The sequence below is a fragment of the Rhodanobacter sp. FW106-PBR-R2A-1-15 genome, from assembly GCF_058789735.1.
On sequence record NZ_JBYTEM010000019.1, the window covers coordinates 62,011 to 78,546 of the forward strand.

The 16,536-nt window shown below is 65.2% G+C and carries 18 protein-coding genes and 5 tRNA genes; 3 read left to right on the forward strand and 20 right to left on the reverse strand.

The annotated features are described in order from the left end of the window. Window positions 1-42 precede the first annotated feature (42 nt). The 10 genes from AC3WTD_RS11190 to rlmE all read right to left on the reverse strand — a co-directional run bounded on the left by AC3WTD_RS11190 (window position 43) and on the right by rlmE (window position 6,283). Window positions 43-582: a hypothetical protein gene (locus tag AC3WTD_RS11190; protein WP_492613841.1), complete on the reverse strand. Its 540-nt coding sequence runs from the start codon at window positions 580-582 to the stop codon at window positions 43-45. Further along, a complete protein-coding gene (locus AC3WTD_RS11195; RefSeq protein ID WP_492613842.1) occupies window positions 537-1,262 on the reverse strand; it encodes a type II toxin-antitoxin system MqsA family antitoxin in 726 nt (241 codons plus the stop codon). The genes AC3WTD_RS11190 and AC3WTD_RS11195 overlap by 46 nt, the downstream gene beginning before the upstream one ends. Next, entirely contained in the window at window positions 1,259-1,633 is a 375-nt protein-coding gene (locus tag AC3WTD_RS11200; protein ID WP_492613843.1) for a hypothetical protein, read from the reverse strand. The genes AC3WTD_RS11195 and AC3WTD_RS11200 overlap by 4 nt, the downstream gene beginning before the upstream one ends. A gap of 1,156 nt (window positions 1,634-2,789) precedes the next feature. After that, window positions 2,790-2,865: transfer RNA gene (locus tag AC3WTD_RS11205), tRNA-Lys, on the reverse strand. Window positions 2,866-2,885: 20 nt separating this feature from the next. Further along, window positions 2,886-2,962 (reverse strand) — tRNA-His (locus AC3WTD_RS11210). Between the two features lie 14 nt (window positions 2,963-2,976). Continuing rightward, window positions 2,977-3,053 (reverse strand) — tRNA-Arg (locus tag AC3WTD_RS11215). Between the two features lie 25 nt (window positions 3,054-3,078). Continuing rightward, window positions 3,079-3,155 (reverse strand) — tRNA-Pro (locus AC3WTD_RS11220). A 178-nt stretch (window positions 3,156-3,333) separates the two neighbouring features. Next, window positions 3,334-3,410, reverse strand: a tRNA-Arg gene (locus tag AC3WTD_RS11225). A gap of 268 nt (window positions 3,411-3,678) precedes the next feature. Continuing rightward, on the reverse strand, window positions 3,679-5,637 hold the full coding sequence (gene ftsH / locus AC3WTD_RS11230) for an ATP-dependent zinc metalloprotease FtsH (RefSeq protein ID WP_193385121.1): 1,959 nt from the start codon (window positions 5,635-5,637) through the stop codon (window positions 3,679-3,681). Continuing rightward, entirely contained in the window at window positions 5,630-6,283 is a 654-nt protein-coding gene (gene rlmE / locus AC3WTD_RS11235; protein ID WP_027492320.1) for a 23S rRNA (uridine(2552)-2'-O)-methyltransferase RlmE, read from the reverse strand. Before rlmE ends, ftsH begins: the two co-directional genes overlap by 8 nt. Window positions 6,284-6,365: 82 nt before the next feature. Here rlmE and yhbY point away from each other — a divergent pair, with 82 nt between their 5' ends. Both yhbY and AC3WTD_RS11245 read left to right on the forward strand, forming a co-directional pair. Beyond that, complete coding sequence (gene yhbY / locus AC3WTD_RS11240) at window positions 6,366-6,662, forward strand: ribosome assembly RNA-binding protein YhbY (protein WP_027492319.1); 297 nt, start codon at window positions 6,366-6,368, stop codon at window positions 6,660-6,662. Next, complete coding sequence (locus AC3WTD_RS11245; RefSeq protein ID WP_027492318.1) at window positions 6,662-7,039, forward strand: Mth938-like domain-containing protein; 378 nt, start codon at window positions 6,662-6,664, stop codon at window positions 7,037-7,039. The genes yhbY and AC3WTD_RS11245 overlap by 1 nt, the downstream gene beginning before the upstream one ends. 15 nt (window positions 7,040-7,054) lie before the next feature. On the opposite strand, the gene AC3WTD_RS11250 is transcribed toward AC3WTD_RS11245, so the two are convergent. From AC3WTD_RS11250 to surE, 4 genes are read right to left on the reverse strand one after another with little or no spacing between them, the layout of a single operon-like run. Continuing rightward, window positions 7,055-8,053 (reverse strand): peptidoglycan DD-metalloendopeptidase family protein, encoded by a 999-nt coding sequence (locus AC3WTD_RS11250; RefSeq protein ID WP_492613849.1) that lies wholly within the window; start codon window positions 8,051-8,053, stop codon window positions 7,055-7,057. A 50-nt stretch (window positions 8,054-8,103) separates the two neighbouring features. Further along, entirely contained in the window at window positions 8,104-8,712 is a 609-nt protein-coding gene (locus AC3WTD_RS11255; RefSeq protein WP_027492316.1) for a YqaA family protein, read from the reverse strand. Further along, window positions 8,712-9,392 carry a protein-L-isoaspartate(D-aspartate) O-methyltransferase gene (locus AC3WTD_RS11260; protein ID WP_369491243.1) on the reverse strand — a complete coding sequence of 227 codons (681 nt, stop codon included), beginning with the start codon at window positions 9,390-9,392 and terminating at the stop codon, window positions 8,712-8,714. Before AC3WTD_RS11260 ends, AC3WTD_RS11255 begins: the two co-directional genes overlap by 1 nt. 3 nt (window positions 9,393-9,395) lie before the next feature. Beyond that, on the reverse strand, window positions 9,396-10,193 hold the full coding sequence (surE, locus tag AC3WTD_RS11265) for a 5'/3'-nucleotidase SurE (protein WP_235642175.1): 798 nt from the start codon (window positions 10,191-10,193) through the stop codon (window positions 9,396-9,398). A 148-nt stretch (window positions 10,194-10,341) separates the two neighbouring features. On the opposite strand from surE, the gene AC3WTD_RS11270 reads away from it, so the two are divergent. Then, window positions 10,342-10,887 carry a Smr/MutS family protein gene (locus AC3WTD_RS11270; RefSeq protein WP_492613844.1) on the forward strand — a complete coding sequence of 182 codons (546 nt, stop codon included), beginning with the start codon at window positions 10,342-10,344 and terminating at the stop codon, window positions 10,885-10,887. 153 nt (window positions 10,888-11,040) lie between these two features. Here the strand turns inward: AC3WTD_RS11270 and truD are convergent, their stop codons facing one another. From truD to eno, 6 genes are all read right to left on the reverse strand, one after another. Continuing rightward, window positions 11,041-12,051: a tRNA pseudouridine(13) synthase TruD gene (gene truD / locus AC3WTD_RS11275; RefSeq protein WP_492613845.1), complete on the reverse strand. Its 1,011-nt coding sequence runs from the start codon at window positions 12,049-12,051 to the stop codon at window positions 11,041-11,043. Window positions 12,052-12,201: 150 nt separating this feature from the next. Next, window positions 12,202-13,596: a magnesium transporter gene (gene mgtE / locus AC3WTD_RS11280; RefSeq protein ID WP_492613846.1), complete on the reverse strand. Its 1,395-nt coding sequence runs from the start codon at window positions 13,594-13,596 to the stop codon at window positions 12,202-12,204. After that, entirely contained in the window at window positions 13,593-14,066 is a 474-nt protein-coding gene (ispF, locus tag AC3WTD_RS11285; RefSeq protein WP_027492311.1) for a 2-C-methyl-D-erythritol 2,4-cyclodiphosphate synthase, read from the reverse strand. The genes mgtE and ispF overlap by 4 nt, the downstream gene beginning before the upstream one ends. Continuing rightward, window positions 14,066-14,761, reverse strand: a complete 696-nt coding sequence (ispD, locus tag AC3WTD_RS11290; protein WP_027492310.1) for a 2-C-methyl-D-erythritol 4-phosphate cytidylyltransferase — start codon at window positions 14,759-14,761, stop codon at window positions 14,066-14,068. The genes ispF and ispD overlap by 1 nt, the downstream gene beginning before the upstream one ends. Beyond that, complete coding sequence (gene ftsB / locus AC3WTD_RS11295; protein WP_027492309.1) at window positions 14,758-15,093, reverse strand: cell division protein FtsB; 336 nt, start codon at window positions 15,091-15,093, stop codon at window positions 14,758-14,760. The genes ispD and ftsB overlap by 4 nt, the downstream gene beginning before the upstream one ends. Before the next feature lie 10 nt (window positions 15,094-15,103). Continuing rightward, on the reverse strand, window positions 15,104-16,417 hold the full coding sequence (eno, locus tag AC3WTD_RS11300; RefSeq protein WP_027492308.1) for a phosphopyruvate hydratase: 1,314 nt from the start codon (window positions 16,415-16,417) through the stop codon (window positions 15,104-15,106). Window positions 16,418-16,536 lie beyond the last annotated feature (119 nt).

A 16,536-nucleotide genomic window follows, 5' to 3' on the forward strand; every position in this document is an offset into this window, starting at 1 on the left:
GGGCTATGCGTACCGAATTGCGGCCCAATTCAGACCTAAGATTTATGGAGTCTTTGCAGGCTTTGGATCTCGAACCTTCGCCATCAAGGGCACCTGTACGACAGGCAGGCTGGCAGATTGCAACGTGGCGCAAACGTGTTGGCGCCAAAAAGGCCATACGACATGCGGCGCATTATTCGATGTGAAGTCTTGCAGCGACTCGGCGTCAAATTCTTCGCACACTACCTTAAATTCTGCGATGAATCCCGCCTCGATGAGGTAGATAGGCTCGGCGTTCTGGGCCGGCTCACCGGACTCAGAATCTTTTTCTTGTTCTTCATCCACAATACGCATACCAAGATGCACTGTCGCAATGAGAAATTTTGTTTGCATGCCGGCAAGCTCGCGCGAGACAAACTCGTGCTCAGCCCAGCGGCGCGATTGAATCACGCACCTGTCACCATCAATCGTTACCTCACCGATATTCGGCATGGTTCGAAAGGTTGAGTATGCAAGGCGAATATTTGTCAGGTTGAAACACTTAACTGGATCGAGCATCACGACCACCCCGCCGCCATTGGCAATGGCGTTGATGTTTCCCATTCGCGAGACTCTTTCAGCTCAACTATCCCGGCCGACTGCACCAGCAAGTTGCGCTTCGTCTTAGCGCCCCCTTGGCTGGGCTCATTTGTCTGGACTGTGTGCCAGACATCTATTATCGAATAAGAATCATTTACTTCTAGTACCCTAGCTTGGCACGCCGGATTCCGCATACCCTGAAAATCTAGAAAGACACCGTTGCGCGCAGAAGCGGCCTCGGTTTCTTTCGCGCCAAGAATTGTCATACCAGCCTTGGCGAACAACCAATTGGCCGCCACAGGCAGTTCTGCGCTCAGACGCAATAGCTTGTCCATTAGGTCGCTTTGTAGGACTTCGCCGCGCTCGTATTTGGAGAAAGCGTTGGGACCGCCCCCAAATACTTGGGAAGCTTGTTGCTGCGTGAGCCCAAGCTTCTTTCGAAGTGCGCGAACTTCTCCGCTCACCAACAGACCTTGCTTAGCGCGCTCTTCGTCAATAGCCTGTGCGCGCGCAGCAGCCATCGTCCGGCCATTAGCTTTCAACTGCGAAGCCGTCATCGACTCCTCCCCACAGTGGGAGCAGACAGACATAACAAGGCCATCCAACTGGCGATCAACGCCACGAATTTGGAGGACGTCGGAGTAAGTAACCTCCGAAAGCGTTCCTTCTTCGCACATCGGGCAAATGTGTTTCGAGTCCATCATTCCCAGCCCTCCGGATGGAACGAGCAAACAATCGTCATCATCCGCGATGACGTCATGCGAATCTTGATATACATGTCGTACGTCTCCCCATTTGGGGCCTGAAACTTCGGCAGTAGGTACACGTCATGCCAGAGGTGCCGGCTCTTGCCTTCATACCGCTCGCACTGATGAAAGTGCCCTACGGTGAGAGTCAGAAGGACACCACAGACCGGGTTGGTTGCATCCACCGGAAAGCCCATCCTCGCCAAGTGACGAAGGAGGCGGGGACCATCGCCGAAATGGATCGCCTCCGCGCGTGCGTGCTCGTGAACCTTTTGAAGGTCAAATTCCGCGGCACCTTTGGTCTCGATGACGTTGTTGGAGCTAACCATCCTGGTTGGCTCCCTTGCCGAACCTTGGCGAACTAACCCCTATGGTTAGTTCCCGCTGGCGGCCATGATGATGAAGTTTTGGGGTAGATGCAACAGGCCAAGTGGTCGGGCGCGACAACTTATAAGAAATTAACTCATTGATTTTAAAGTAATTACTGTTTTCCCCTAGAATTTCCATCATCGCGAAACACCCCTCCGTGTGCGTCAGTTCATTTTATGTATGAAATTTCCGTGCTCGGAGCGCGCCGAAAAGTCCTTCGAGAGACCAAGAATTTCAGAACTGCGAAGACGAAAAACTACCATTTTGAGTAGCCCGAAAAGTCCGCTAAGGGTAGGATTCTGCCGGTCGACGCCGGCCTTCGGCTGATCATACTGGTCGGGGCCGATTGGTCGCGTGACGCAATCACTCCGGTACACGCAGCCAGACCTGGTGATCCTAAGGGATGCGCCAATCTCGCTGACTGGGCCGCCACCTTCAACGGCACGGATCATCTGGCCAGTCTGAGAGATGTGCTCCTTATCGAGTTGAAGAAGGGGCGTTCGACCATCAGTCGGATCGAGACGCGGTGGACTGCTGCCGGTTTCACGGACACCGAGTTTAGGTGTGCTGATGAGGTCGGAGTGGCTTCTCTCGCCACGAAGAATTCAGACGCAACCCCGGCGGGCCTGGTCAGCGGCCGCGTCCTCGTCCTGTGCGGCCCTGAGGCGCTCGCGCAGGTAGTCATTCACAAGGTAAGCCTTAAGTCATCCCAGACCGTCTATGCGCGCCATGGATGCCTCTCCACGGATCGACGGATCGTGGTCCAGATGTCCAACGGGCGCCTGTAGGGCCCCACTAGGGCGAAGGGCCACAGTCCAGCGGAAGCTATGGTTCAGGACCATCCGTCGCTACGTGGGCCACGCTGGGACCCATCGCGTACATGCCTGGCAACTGCAGGGATGCGCCTGGACTAGGGTCAGGACAGCAACACGCCCAACGGGGGGAGACATAGAGGCGACATGGGGGCCAAGGGGAAATCCCGGGGGAGCCATGAAGAGCCACGGGAAGCCATATGGGAAGCCATGTGGAGGCCGTGAGGGGGAGCCATGGGGGAGCCATGACCTGCCCCGAACAATTAACAACAGGCACTTAGGTGACCTAAGTGCCTGTTTTAATTGGTGGGCCGTGAAGGATTCGAACCTTCGACCAATTGATTAAGAGTCAACTGCTCTACCAACTGAGCTAACGGCCCAGGAAACCTGGGTTTGAAACTGGGGTGGATGATGGGATTCGAACCCACGACAACCGGAATCACAATCCGGGACTCTAACCAGCTGAGCTACATCCACCATCGACCTGATACTGGTGCGCCAGACAGGACTCGAACCTGCAACCGTCGGCTTAGAAGGCCGATGCTCTATCCGGTTGAGCTACAGGCGCAGTCGCTGCAGGTAGAACGTCTCGCTGGTCGGGGTAGAGGGATTCGAACCCCCGACTTTTGCGTCCCAAACGCAACGCTCTACCAGACTGAGCTATACCCCGCTTTCGAATCACCGGCCAAGCCACCACCGGAGCCTTGAAATGTTACGGGTGCCGCCTCGCCCAGTCAATCCGTATCGAAGCACACCTTGTGTTTCTCGATCATCGTTTTCACCGGAAACCGCGACATTCCGGTTGAAAACAAAACGGGGCGCAAGCACCCCGTCTCGCAGAATAAAAATGGTGCGCCCGGAGAGATTCGAACTCCCGACCACCTAGTTCGTAGCCAGGTACTCTATCCAACTGAGCTACGGGCGCACTGAAAAAATCTTTGCTGTGCGGCCGGGATGCATGAACATCAAGGCCGCGAAGCAAGGAGCGGAATTATTCAGGCTCCGCCCGCCTTCGTCAACCCTTTTCGTGAAATTTCTTCACCGAATTTTTCATGCCCGGCGAACGACTGCCCGTGACACGCCTCCCTTAACGCGCGCCCGTATGCGGCACCAGGACGAGTCCACCCGGACGCGAAGAAGGCGACCAGTGGTCGCCTCCTTTTGTTGCGTCGGTATGGCCTTCCAGACCGCGGTCAGCCATCCAGGCCGGACCGGCTCTGCGGCGCCGGGTCGCCGACCTTGCCGACGGTCGAGCCGGCACCGCCCTTCGGCGGCGGAGGCGGCGGGGTGGCGCCGGTCGAGGTGTCCTTGTTCCAGTCAGCGGGCGGCCCGGGCACACGCCCGGCCATGATGTCGTCGATCTGGTGCGCGTCGATCGTCTCGTATTGCAGCAGCGCATCGGCCATGGCGTGCAGCTTGTCGAGGTTCGCGGTCAGCAACTCCTTGCTGCGCGCATAGGCACGGTCGAGGATGCCGCGCACCACTTCGTCGATCTTGCTGGCGGTCTCGTTGGAAATGCTCTTGTGCTGGGTCACCGAGCGGCCCAGGAACACCTCGTCCTCGTCCTCGCCGTAGGTGATCGGACCCAGCTCGTCGGAGAGGCCCCACTTGGTCGCCATGTTGCGCGCCATCTTGGTGGCCCGTTCGATGTCGTTGGAAGCACCGGTGGTGACCTTGTCGTTGCCGAAGATCAGTTCCTCGGCCACGCGTCCGCCGTACAGGGAGCACAGCTGCGACTGGATCGCCACGCGGTTGATGCTGTACTTGTCGCCCTCGGGCAGGTACATGGTGACGCCCAGCGCGCGCCCGCGCGGGATGATCGTCACCTTGTAGACCGGGTCGTGCTCGGGCACCAGCCGGCCGACGATGGCATGGCCGGCCTCGTGATAGGCGGTCAGCCTCTTCTCGTCCTCGCTCATCGCCATCGAGCGGCGCTCGGTACCCATCAGGATCTTGTCGCGCGCCTTGTCCAGGTGGCTCATGCGCACTTCACGGGCGTTCTCGCGCGCGGCGAACAGCGCCGCCTCGTTGACCAGGTTGGCCAGGTCGGCACCGGAGAAGCCGGGCGTGCCGCGCGCGATGGTCATCGCGTCTACGTCGCTGGCGATCGGCACCTTGCGCATGTGCACCTTGAGGATCTGCTCGCGGCCGCGTACATCGGGCAGGCCCACCACCACCTGGCGGTCGAAGCGGCCCGGGCGCAGCAGTGCCGGGTCCAGCACGTCGGGACGGTTGGTCGCGGCGATCACGATGACGCCTTCGGTGCCCTCGAAGCCGTCCATCTCGACCAGCAGCTGGTTCAGCGTCTGCTCGCGCTCGTCATGGCCGCCGCCCAGGCCAGCGCCGCGATGGCGGCCGACCGCATCGATCTCGTCGATGAAGATGATGCACGGCGCGTGTTTCTTGGCCTGCTCGAACATGTCGCGCACGCGGCTGGCGCCCACGCCGACGAACATCTCGACGAAGTCGGAACCGGAGATCGAGAAGAACGGCACCTTCGCCTCGCCGGCGATCGCTTTAGCCAGCAGGGTCTTGCCGGTACCCGGCGGCCCCACCATCAGCACGCCGCGCGGAATCTTGCCGCCGAGCTTCTGGAAGCGGCCCGGATCGCGCAGGAACTCGACCAGTTCGCCGACCTCCTCCTTTGCCTCGTCGCAACCGGCGACGTCGCTGAAGTTGACCTTGATCTGGTCCTCGCCCTGCAGCTTGGCGCGCGAACGACCGAAGCTCATCGCGCCGCGCCCGCCGCCGCCAGACTGCATCTGGCGCATGAACCAGATGAACACGCCCACGATCAGCAGCACCGGCAGCCAGCTGATCAGCAGGCCGATCAGCGAGAAGCCCTCGGACGGGTCCTGGCGGACCTCGACGCCCTTGTCCTGCATCTGCTTGACCACCGCGTTGGTGGAGAAGCCGAGCATCGGCGCGACCGTGCGGAACGGGCTGCCGTCCTTCAGCTTGCCGCTGATGGTGGCCGGCTGGTCGGCGCTGATCGTGGCGGTGGCGACGTTGCCGTTGTCCACGCTTTGCACGAACGAGCTGTAAGGCAGGTCGGACGAAGCCGCGCCGCGCGGGTTGAAGCTCTGGAACACGGTGAACAGGACCACCGCGATGATCACCCAGAGCAACACGTTTTTCGCTGTTTCATTCATGCACGGTTCTCGCCGGATGCGCGGCGGCTGGCTTGAAGCCGGTCGCCAGCGCGTATACCTCACGCGAACGCGCACGCGAGGCCTTGGGTTTACGCATGGTTACGCGGGTAAAGTCCGCACGCAAGCTGCGCAAGTAATCGTCGAAGCCGACTCCCTGGAACAATTTGATCAGGAACGAGCCGCCCGGCTTGAGCCACTGCCGGCTGAAATCCAGCGCCAGTTCGGCCAGATCCATGGCCCGGATCTGGTCGGCCAGCGCCACCCCACTCATATTGGGGGCCATATCGCACAGCACAAGATCCACCTTGAGCCCCTCCAGGCGGGATTCCAGCTCGTGCAGCACGGTTTCCTCGCGGAAATCGCCCTGCAGGAAATCCACCCCGGCGATGCTCTGCATCGGCAGGATGTCCAGCGCGAACACCTTGCCGCTGTCGCCCAGCCGGTTGCGCACCAGTTGCGACCAGCTGCCAGGCGCCGCACCGAGGTCGACCACGTTGATGCCGGGCTTCAGCAGGCGGTCGCGCTCGATCAATTCCTCCAGCTTGTACACCGCACGCGAACGCAAACCCTCGGCCTGGGCCTTCTTCACGTATTCGTCGTTGAAGTGTTCACGCAGCCAGACTGCGCTGCTCTTGCTGCGGGCCATGTCGTCACAGTCGCCGATTGGGGGAACGGGTGGGCGCATGATACCCTTTGCCGTTCATTGACCGCGAATCGAGCACCGCCGCATGGCCCTTTCCCCCTCGCAGATCCGCTACCTGCGCAGCCTTGCCCATGAGCTGAGCCCGGTCGTCCTGCTCGGCAACAAGGGCGCCAGCGAAGCCGTGGTGAAGGAGCTGGGCCTGGCGCTGGACATCCACGAACTGGTCAAGGTGAAACTGTCCGGCGGCGACAAGGAGGATCGGCAAGCCCAGATCGACACGCTGACCCGGGGCACCGAGGCCGAGCAGATCCACCAGATCGGCCATGTCGTGGTGCTGTTCCGTCGCAATACCGACGAACCGAAGATCGCCTTGCCACGCTGATGGACCTGTCACTCGAACGCCCCGAGGGCTTTCTCTACGTGCGCCGCGTCGGCGCGCGCGGCGTCACCTTGATCGATCGCGAACTCACCTGCAGTTTCCTGCTGGCGCCCGACCGCGCCGTCGAAAACTGGCCGGTTACCGCGGCCGATGCGCTGGATGCCAGCCATGTCGAGGCTCTGCTGGCGCTGCAGCCCGAGCTGGTATTACTGGGCACCGGCGAGCGCCAGGCGTTTCCGGCCGCCGCGTTCTTGGCCGGTTTCCTGCGCAAGGGCATCGGCATCGAGGTGATGGACAACGCCGCTGCCGCTCGCACCTACAACCTGCTGGCCGGTGAAGGGCGACGGGTGATTGCGGGGTTCATCCTGCCGGCGGCCTGACCGCCGCCACCGCGATCAACGCGGCGGCAGGTAGCCCAGCGGATCGACCGGATTGCCGTCCTTGCGGATCTGGAATCCCAGCTCGTCGCGGGTGGTGCCGGTCGAACCCATTTCGGCAATCTGCTGGCCCATGCTGACCCGCTGACCTTCCTTGACCAGGCGTCTGCGGTTGTGGCCGTAGGCGGACAGGAAGCTGTCGTTGTGCTTGATGATCACCAGCTCGCCGTAGCCGACTAGGCCGTTGCCGCTGTACACCACCACGCCATCAGCGGCGGCGCGCACCACGTCGCCGGACTTGCCGGCGATCTCGATGCCGGGAATCGCATCGCTGCTCTGGAAGCGGCCCACCAGGCCGCCATCCGCGGGCCAGCGCCACTGTACGCCGCTGGTCACGCGTGAAACGCCCGCTGCCGCAGGCGCCGGCGGCGGCAAGGTCGTCGGCGCAGCCACCGGCACGCCAGCCACCGGCACCACCGACGTCGCCGCCGCTGCGGCGGGCACGGCCGGCTTTGCCGACGGCGGCACGCTCGCCGTGGTGGCGACCGGCGCGCTCACCGATGTGGATGAATGGACGGGCGGTGCACCCGGCGCGATCGGCGCGAACACCGGCGTCGAGTTCGACCGCGCCGACACCGTGGGTGCAGCACCGGCATGGCCGCGCGTGACCGCTACCGGTGCAGCGGCCGCCCTGGCTGGCGGCGAAAGCGTCAGCCGCTGGCCGGGCCAGATCGTATACGGCGCAGCGATGCCGTTCCATTGCGCCAGATCGCGGAAGTCCACGCCCTGGCGGAACGCGATCGAATACAGGGTGTCGCCCTTCATGACCGCATAGCTGCCGCCGGGAACCGGCGTGCGGGCAGGCGTCGCGGCAACAACGGCGGGGCGGTGCACACTGTAGGCGCCGGCCGTCGGTTCCACCACGACCGAGCTGCGCATGGTGCCGCAACCGGCAAACAGCAGAGTCGCAGCGAGGATGGCACAGCACGGAAGATATCGGTCCATGCGCACCAGCATACCGAGGCAGGCAGCCTTTTTCATGCGACGGCGCTGTGTGCCACGCGGGCTCAGTGCAACCAGAACCACCACCCCAGCAGCAAGGCCAGCAGCACCAGGGCGGCCCAGCCGATCCGCTCGATGTTTTCGTGCAGGATCCGTTCGGCACGCTCGCCCACCAGGCGAATCAGCAATGCCAGCAGCCACACACGCTTGCCGCGGCCCAGGCCGATGCAGAGCAGGAACGGCAGGATCGGCACACCGATGATGCCGCAGGCCCAGGTAACGAACTTCATCGGCACCACCGGCTGCAACGCCGCCAGGATCAGCACGCCGTACAAGCCCCAGCGATGCTCGACCATCTGCCGGCTCAAGGTCGCCACGCCCTGCTCGATCGGTGCCAGCAGGTGCAGCGTATCCAGCACCGGGCGCAGGGCATGGAACGCCCAATGGCCCAGCACATAACCCACCAGTGCGCCGAGCAGCGAGAACAGCAGGCTGACATTGGCGAAGAAGAACGCCCTGTGCCGCTTGCCCAGCATCATCGGCGCCAGCATCACTTCCGGCGGAATCGGAAAGATGAACGATTCGACGAAGCTCAACCCGGACAGGTAGTACAGCGCTCTCGGCTCGCGTGCCCAGCTCAGCGCACGCGCATAAAGTGCTCCGAACAGGCGCATCAGCCGATCCCGCCCAGCAGCGGTACGAAACTGACCGCGCCCAGTTCCTCCTGGATGAAATCGCCCTGCCCGTCGCTGCGCATACGGATCAGGGTCTGCCGGCTCGGCGAGCCGACCGGCGCCACCAGCACCCCGGTCGGGCTGAGCTGGTCGAGGATGCGGGTGGGAATGGTGTCGCCGGCGGCAGTGAGGATGATCGCGTCGAACGGCGCCTCGCCCGGCCAGCCCAGCTTGCCGTCGTCGTAGCGCGAACGCAGGTTGGTCAGGCCGAGCTGGCGGAAGCGCCGGCGCGCCTGGCGCAACAGGGCCTCGATCCGCTCCACCGTGAACACCTGCGGCACCAGCGCCGCCAGCACCGCCGCCTGGTAGCCGGAGCCGGTGCCGATCTCCAGCACCTTCTGCGGCACGCCGAACTCCAGCAGCGCCTCGGTCATGCGCGCCACCACCCACGGCTGCGAGATGGTCTGGCCGTGGCCGATCGGCAGCGCGTCGTTCTCGTAGGCGTGCGCGTGCAGCGCCTGGTCGATGAAGTGATGGCGCGGCAGGTTGCGGATCACCTCGATCACCCGCGGATCGCGGATGCCGCTGTCCTTCAGCACCGCCACCAGGCGATCGCGTGCGCGTTGCGAGGTCATCCCCTCGCCCTTCAGGTCCGCGGCGGACAATGGATACGTGGTCATGGCTCAGGCCGCCTCATCGTCGCTGGCGCGGCCTGCCGCCATGGCGGCGCCCAGCGGCTGCATCCAGCTGCTGACTTTTTCCAGCGCCTGGAAGCGGGTCAGGTCGACATGGATCGGCGTGACGGAAACGAAGCCGCGCCGCACCGCATTGAAATCGGTGCCGGGGCCGGCATCGTCCACCTCGCCGGCCGGACCGATCCACCAGATCGGTCGCCCGCGCGGATCGGTCTGCGCGATGCACGGCGCCGCACGATGGCGGCGGCCGAGCCGGGTCACCTCGAAGCCTTTGATTTCCGCCCACGGCCGGTCCGGCACGTTGACGTTGAGGATGGTGTCGGCCGGCAGCGGATCGACCAGCAGCCGCTGCATCAGCAGCAACACCGCCTTCGCCGCCGAGTCGTAGTGCTCGCCCTTGTGGTCATGGCTGACCAGCGACACCGCAATCGCCGGCAGGCCCAGGAAGCGTCCTTCCATCGCCGCCGATACCGTGCCGGAATAGATCACGTCGTCGCCCAGGTTGGCCGAATTGTTGATGCCGGAAACGACCATGTCGGGCTCTTCGTCCAGCAGGCCGGACAACGCCAGGTGCACGCAATCGGTCGGCGTGCCGGCCACCCGGTAGTAGCCGTTGGCCATCGGCAGCACGCGCAGCGGCGCATCGAGGGTCAGCGAATTGCTGGCGCCGGAGCGGTCGCGGTCGGGCGCCACCACCGTCACCTGGGCCACTTCGCCGAGGCGCTCGGCAAGCACGCGGATGCCAGTTGCATCCACGCCATCGTCGTTGCTGACCAAAACTCGCATGATGCTCCGTCGAAAGCTGATTGCGGACACGCTTCCATGACCCCACAGTGCGCGCCACAATTGTCGAGTTTACCGGAGCGCAGCGCGGGTTTCACATCGCGCGTATCCGCTTTCCCGCCACGCACGCACTTTGACTTAGCATGCAGGCATGAAGCGCCGCACACCTGCGCCAGTCAACGACGACGACCGCCGCCTGTTCCGCGAGGCGATCGGCGACGTGCGCCCGCTGGTCTCGGCGCCAGCGCCTCCGGCGGCCCCGAAGCCCGCGCCGCATCCGCGCATGCTGGAGGCGGACGAAGCGGCAGTGCCGGGAGAACTGCTGGACATGGCGTTCGACCCGGCCCTGCTCGAAGTGGGCGAGGAACTGGCCTACCTGCGCGACGGCTATCCGCCGAAACTGCTGCGCCAACTCAAGCGCGGCCAGTTCAGCGTGCAGGACGACCTCGACCTGCACCAGATGAACGCCGCCGCCGCGCAGGCCAGCATCGCCGCCTTCCTGGCCGAAGCGAAACAGCATGGCCTGCGCTGCGTGCGCATCGTGCACGGCAAGGGTCTGCGCTCGAAAGCTGCCGGACCGGTGCTGAAAGGCCTCACCGACCGCCTGCTGCGCCGGCGCGACGACGTGATCGCATTCGCTTCCGCGCGGCCGGCGCAGGGCGGCACCGGCGCGGTCATCGTCCTGCTCAAGAGCTAGCTGGAAGCCTCGGATAACCCGTCATTCCTGCGTAAGCAGGGTTTTCAACAGACGAACGTCTGGTCATCCAGTGCCTTTCAAACCCTTCGAAAGCAATGGCGCTGGATCCCGGCTTGCGCCGGGATGACGAACAAAAGAGGGTTTTCAAGGTTCCTATGGTGTCGAGGCCAGCTCGCGCACCACCACCGTGGCGTACGCGCCGGCTGGCAGCTCGAACGACAGTTCCAGCGCGTCGTCGTCCAGCCAGCGCCAGCGCAGGCTTTGCGGCAGCAGCCGCAGCGGGCGGCGTTCCTGGTCCATGCGTGCTGCCGCGAGGCCGGCGGTCAGGTCGCTGTTCGCCGCAGCGATCTCGCGTTCCAGTGCGCCCGCCTCGCCTTGGCTCGGCGGTTCGCCCTGGCCCCACAACGGGCCGGACGGATGGATGTCCGCGCGCGCCAGCCGCTCGGCCAACGCCTCGCTGAACGGCTCCGGGCCGAACCAGGAGCGCGAGCCAGCGAGCGACCAGATCTCGCCATCCAGGGACGAGTCCCAGGCGCCCTGCTCCACGCGTGCCGCAAGCACGCCGTTGAAGATGTGCGAGCGGGCCGCCGAGAGCAGGATGCTGCGCTTGTCGCGATCAACCCTGCGGCCGGCAAACATCTCCCGTGCCTGCCCCACGTTGCCGCCCTCGCGGCCGAAGCGCTGCTCGCCGAAATAGTTCGGTACGCCGCGCGCGGCGATCTGGTCGAGCACGCGCTCGGCCGCGGCGCGGTCACCCACCACCTCGCGCAGCACCAGCACGAAACGGTTGCCGCGCAGCGCGCCGCGCTTGAGCTTGCGCGAGTGCCGCGTCGCCGCCAGCACCTTCACGTCGGCATGCGGGAAAGCCGACCAGTCCGGATCGGGCTTGCCCGCCAGCTGCACCGAGAACATCTGGCGGGTGACCGCGTGGCGGTCCTTCAGCCCCGCGTAGCCCACCGCGACCGGCGGCACGCCAGCGAACTTCGCCAGCTCGCGCGCCACCCAGTCGGTGTTCGCGCCGCGCTTCTCCACCCACAGCAGGGCGTGTTCACCGCTGCCGTCGGCGTCGTAGCCGAGGATCTCCTCGACCTGGAAATCCTCCGGCATGCTGCGCAGCCGGGCGGCAAGAGGCGGAGTGCCGTGGGCGTAGGGAAGTTCTTGCATGGGAAACGGCTTCTTTGGGAGTCATTCCCGCGAAGGCGGGAATCCATTTTGACGCGTGATTGAAGAACAGGATGGATTCCCGCTTGCGCGGGAATGACGCCCTGCCAAGTGGGGGTTCGACAACCTGGAACCAGGTCCGGCAGGTAGTGGTTACATCAGGAACACCGTCGCCAGCCCCAGGAAAATGAAGAAGCCGCCGCTGTCGGTCATCGCGGTGATCAGCACACTGGAACCCAGCGCCGGGTCACGGCCGAACTTCGTCATCAGCACCGGGATACCGACGCCGACGAACGCCGCCAGCAGCAAGTTCAGCGTCATCGCCGCGGTCATCACCAGGCCCAGCGAGACACTGTCGTACAGCAGCCACGCGACAACACCGATCACCCCGCCCCAGACCAGCCCGTTCAGCAGCGACACGGTCAGCTCCTTGCGCCACAGCCGCTTGGCGCTTTCGGCGGTGATCTGGTTCAGTGCCAGCGCGCGCACGATCATGGTGGTGGTCTGGTTGCCGGAGTTGCCGCCGATGCCGGCCACGATCGGCATCAGCGCGGCCAGCGCCACCAGCCGCTCGATCGATCCCTCGAACAAGCCGATCACGCGCGAGGCGATGAAGGCGGTGACCAGGTTGATCGCCAGCCAAGCCCAACGGTTCTTCAGCGAAGCCCACACCGAGGCGAAGATGTCCTCCTCCTCGCGCAGGCCGCCGCGGCTGAGTGCCTCGCTCTCGCCTTCCTCGCGGATCACGTCGACCATCGCGTCGATGGTGATGCGGCCAATCAGGTGGCCGCGCTCGTCGACCACCGGCGCGGTCACCAGGTCGTAGCGTTCGAACGCCTGCGCCACGTCGTAGGCGTCGTCGGTGGGGTGGAAGGTGTTGACGTCCGGCGCCATCACCGCGCTGACCATCTTCTCCGGCGGATTGACCAGCAGCCAGTGCAGCGGCAGCACGCCGGTGAGCAGGTTGTCGTGGTTGATCACGAACAGCTTGTCGGTCTGCGCGGGCAGCTCGTCGAAGCGGCGCAGGTAGCGCAGCACCACCTTTAGGCTGACGTCCTCGCGGATGGTGACCATCTCGAAATCCATCAGTGCGCCGACCTGGTCCTCCTCGTAGGACAGCGCCGACTGCACCTGCTCGCGCTGCTGCGTGTCCAGGCTGGCCATCAGCTCAGGCAGCACCGCGGTGGGCAGGTCCTCGACCAGGTCGGCCAGCTCGTCCGCGTCCAGCGGCTCGACCGCGGCGAGGATCTCGTGGCGGTCCATGTCCGCGATCAGCGATTCGCGCACCGCGTCGGAGACTTCCAGCAGGATCTCGCCGTCGCGGTCGGCCTTGACCAGCTGCCAGACCGCCAGGCGATCGTCCAGCGGCAGCGATTCGAGGATGAAGGCGATGTCGGCCGGGTGCAGCTCGTCCAGCTGCTGGCGTAGATCCGCCAGCACCTCGGCCGGCAGGCGGCCGTCCTCCTCATGCCGGTGCAGCAGGTCGACGATGGTTTCGAGCTGGTCGTGCAGCCGGCTTGCGGCGCTGCGGGCTTCCAGCTCGATCACGAGCGCTCCAACAGGACGCATGCCTGCGCGGCAATACCCTCGCCGCGGCCGCAGAAGCCGAGATTTTCCGTGGTGGTGGCTTTCACGCTGATGCGACCGACTTCGCAGCCCAGGTCGGCGGCGAGGTTCCCGCGCATCGCCTGCGCGTGCGGCCCGACCTTCGGCGCTTCGCCGATCACGGTGACGTCGGCGTTGCCCAGCGTGTAGCCGTGCTGCGCCATCAGCATCGCCGCGTGGCGCAGGAACTGGCGGCTGTCGGCATCGCGCCAGCGCTCGTCGGTGGGCGGGAAGTGCTGGCCGATGTCGCCCAGCGCGAGCGCGCCGAAAATCGCGTCGCACAGCGCGTGGATCACCACGTCGCCGTCCGAGTGCGCCACCACGCCGCGGCGATACGGCACGCGCACGCCGCCGAGGGTGACGTGGTCGCCCTCGCCGAATGCATGTACGTCGAAACCCTGCCCTATACGCATTACGTCGTCCTGGAAAGCATGAACTCGGCCAGCGCGAAATCCGCCGCCGTGGTCACCTTGATGTTGTCCTCAGCGCCTTCGACCAGCCGCGGCGCGAAGCCGGCCTGCTCCATCGCCATCGCCTCGTCGCTGACGTTCACGCCGCGCCGTGCCGCCTCGCGCAACGCCGTCGCCAGTTGACCACGGCGGAACATCTGCGGCGTGAAGGCACGCCAACGCAGCTCGCGCGGCTCGGTCAGCGCGCTGCGCCCGGCCGCATCCGCCCGCTTCAGCGTGTCGCGCAGCGGCGCACCGAGCAGTCCGCCGTCACCGGCGCCGGCCAGCTCGATCAGCTTGCCGATGTCGGCCAGCCGCACGCAGGGCCGCGCGGCATCGTGCACCAGCACGAAGTCGTCCGCGCCCACCGACACCGGCAGCGCGTCGATCCCGGCCAGTACCGAATCGCTGCGCTCGACGCCGCCGACCGCGGTCAGCACCGGCTTGCCGTTGAGGCAATCGACGCCGGGCCACCGTGCATCACTGGCGGCCAGCGTCACCAGCAGGCCGCCGATCCACGGATGCGCGGCGAGCCGTTCCAGCGTGTGCGCGATCAGCGGCCGCCCAGCCAGCGGCAGGTATTGCTTCGGGCAGTCACCGCCGACCCGTGTGCCACGCCCCGCGGCGGGCACCACGCACCACAGCGTCGGCGCGCTCATGGCGACCCGGCAGGCTTGGCGGGCGGCGGTGGCGGCAACGCACTGCCGGCGCGGGCCGGCTGCTCGACCACCTGGTAGAACACCTCGCCCGGCTTGATCAGACCCAGCTCGGTGCGTGCACGCGCCTCGACCGCCTGGTCGCCGTGCTTCAGGTCCAGCACGTCGGCACCGACCGCCTGGTTGCGCTGCAGCAGCTTCGTGTTCTCGTCGGCCTGCTTCTTCACCGCCACGCGCAAGGCGTCCACCTCATGCATGCTGCCACTGCCGGTCCACAGCTTCAGCTGCAGGCCGATCAGCAGCAGGAGCAGAACCAGGGCGACCCAGCGCAGCATGGGCGGCCGTTCAGCCGGGCAGTCGGGTCAGGTTCGGGAACGCCTCGCGACCGGCGTAGCGCGCGGCCGAGCCCAGCGCCTCCTCGATGCGCAACAGCTGGTTGTACTTCGCCACGCGGTCGCTGCGGCACAGCGAGCCGGTCTTGATCTGGGTCGCGGTGGTGGCCACCGCGATGTCGGCGATGGTGGTGTCCTCGGTTTCGCCGGAGCGGTGCGAGATCACCGCCGCGTACTTCGCCGCATCGGCCATCGCGATCGCTTCCAGCGTCTCGGACAGCGTGCCGATCTGGTTCACCTTGATCAGGATCGCGTTGGCGATCTTCTTCTCGATGCCTTCGCGGAAGATCACCGGGTTGGTCACGAACAGGTCGTCGCCGACCACCTGCACGCGGTCGCCGATCGCATCGGTGAGCAGCTTCCAGCCGTCCCAGTCGCCTTCGGCCATGCCGTCTTCGATGGTGACGATGGGGTACTGCTTCGCCCAGCCGGCCAGCAGGTCGACGAACTCGGCCGAGCTGTACTGCTTGCCTTCGCCGGCGAGGTCGTACTTGCCGTTCCTGTAGAACTCCGAGCTGGCCGCGTCGAGGCCGAGCAGGATCTCGCTGCCGACCTTGTAGCCGGTCTTGTGGATGGCTTCGAGAATGGTGTCGATCGCCTCGACGTTGGAACGCAGGTTCGGCGCGAAGCCGCCTTCGTCGCCCACCGCGGTGGCAAGGCCGCGGCCGTGCAGCACGCTCTTCAGTGCATGGAAGATCTCCGCGCCGGCACGCAGCGCCTCGGCGAAGCTCGGCATGCCCACCGGCAGCACCATGAACTCCTGCACGTCGACGTTGTTGTCGGCGTGCGCGCCGCCATTGATGATGTTCATCATCGGCACCGGCAGCGCGCCGGGCTTGCCGGTGGTGCCGTTGATCTCCGCCAGGTACTGCCACAGCGCCTGCTTGCGCTGGGCGGCCACCGCATGGGCGGCCGCCATCGACACGCCGAGCAGCGCATTGGCGCCCAGCTTGCCCTTGTTCGGCGTGCCGTCGAGGTTGATCAGCGTGGCGTCCAGGCCGCCCTGGTTGGCCGCATCGAAACCCTTCAGCGCGCTGGCGATGGCGCCGTTGACGTTGGCCACCGCCTTCTTCACGCCCTTGCCGCCGTAGCGCGACTTGTCGCCGTCGCGCAGCTCGACCGCCTCGCGCGACCCGGTAGAGGCGCCGCTGGGCACCGCGGCGCGGCCGAAGCCGCCGCCGGCCAGGGTGATTTCGGCCTCCAGCGTGGGGTTGCCGCGCGAGTCGAGGATTTCACGGGCGTGGATGCGGGTGATCGTGGTGGTCATGTCGGTCCAGTGCGTGGGAATGTTCAACGAAATCGTGTTGTTGTAGATACCGTCTCGTTCCGCGTTATGCAAGCGAGCATCCAGGTGATGCGTGCGCAGAGGCAACGAGGCGGTGTCTG

Coding starts and splice junctions, on each gene's coding strand:
- AC3WTD_RS11190 (WP_492613841.1), bottom strand. CDS start 582: ATGGGAAACATCAACGCCATTGCCAATGGCGGCGGGGTGGTCGTGATG.
- AC3WTD_RS11195 (WP_492613842.1), bottom strand. CDS start 1,262: ATGATGGACTCGAAACACATTTGCCCGATGTGCGAAGAAGGAACGCTT.
- AC3WTD_RS11200 (WP_492613843.1), bottom strand. CDS start 1,633: ATGGTTAGCTCCAACAACGTCATCGAGACCAAAGGTGCCGCGGAATTT.
- ftsH (WP_193385121.1), bottom strand. CDS start 5,637: ATGAATGAAACAGCGAAAAACGTGTTGCTCTGGGTGATCATCGCGGTG.
- rlmE (WP_027492320.1), bottom strand. CDS start 6,283: ATGGCCCGCAGCAAGAGCAGCGCAGTCTGGCTGCGTGAACACTTCAAC.
- yhbY (WP_027492319.1), top strand. CDS start 6,366: ATGGCCCTTTCCCCCTCGCAGATCCGCTACCTGCGCAGCCTTGCCCAT.
- AC3WTD_RS11245 (WP_027492318.1), top strand. CDS start 6,662: ATGGACCTGTCACTCGAACGCCCCGAGGGCTTTCTCTACGTGCGCCGC.
- AC3WTD_RS11250 (WP_492613849.1), bottom strand. CDS start 8,053: ATGCTGGTGCGCATGGACCGATATCTTCCGTGCTGTGCCATCCTCGCT.
- AC3WTD_RS11255 (WP_027492316.1), bottom strand. CDS start 8,712: ATGCGCCTGTTCGGAGCACTTTATGCGCGTGCGCTGAGCTGGGCACGC.
- AC3WTD_RS11260 (WP_369491243.1), bottom strand. CDS start 9,392: ATGACCACGTATCCATTGTCCGCCGCGGACCTGAAGGGCGAGGGGATG.
- surE (WP_235642175.1), bottom strand. CDS start 10,193: ATGCGAGTTTTGGTCAGCAACGACGATGGCGTGGATGCAACTGGCATC.
- AC3WTD_RS11270 (WP_492613844.1), top strand. CDS start 10,342: ATGAAGCGCCGCACACCTGCGCCAGTCAACGACGACGACCGCCGCCTG.
- truD (WP_492613845.1), bottom strand. CDS start 12,051: ATGCAAGAACTTCCCTACGCCCACGGCACTCCGCCTCTTGCCGCCCGG.
- ispF (WP_027492311.1), bottom strand. CDS start 14,066: ATGCGTATAGGGCAGGGTTTCGACGTACATGCATTCGGCGAGGGCGAC.
- ispD (WP_027492310.1), bottom strand. CDS start 14,761: ATGAGCGCGCCGACGCTGTGGTGCGTGGTGCCCGCCGCGGGGCGTGGC.
- ftsB (WP_027492309.1), bottom strand. CDS start 15,093: ATGCTGCGCTGGGTCGCCCTGGTTCTGCTCCTGCTGCTGATCGGCCTG.
- eno (WP_027492308.1), bottom strand. CDS start 16,417: ATGACCACCACGATCACCCGCATCCACGCCCGTGAAATCCTCGACTCG.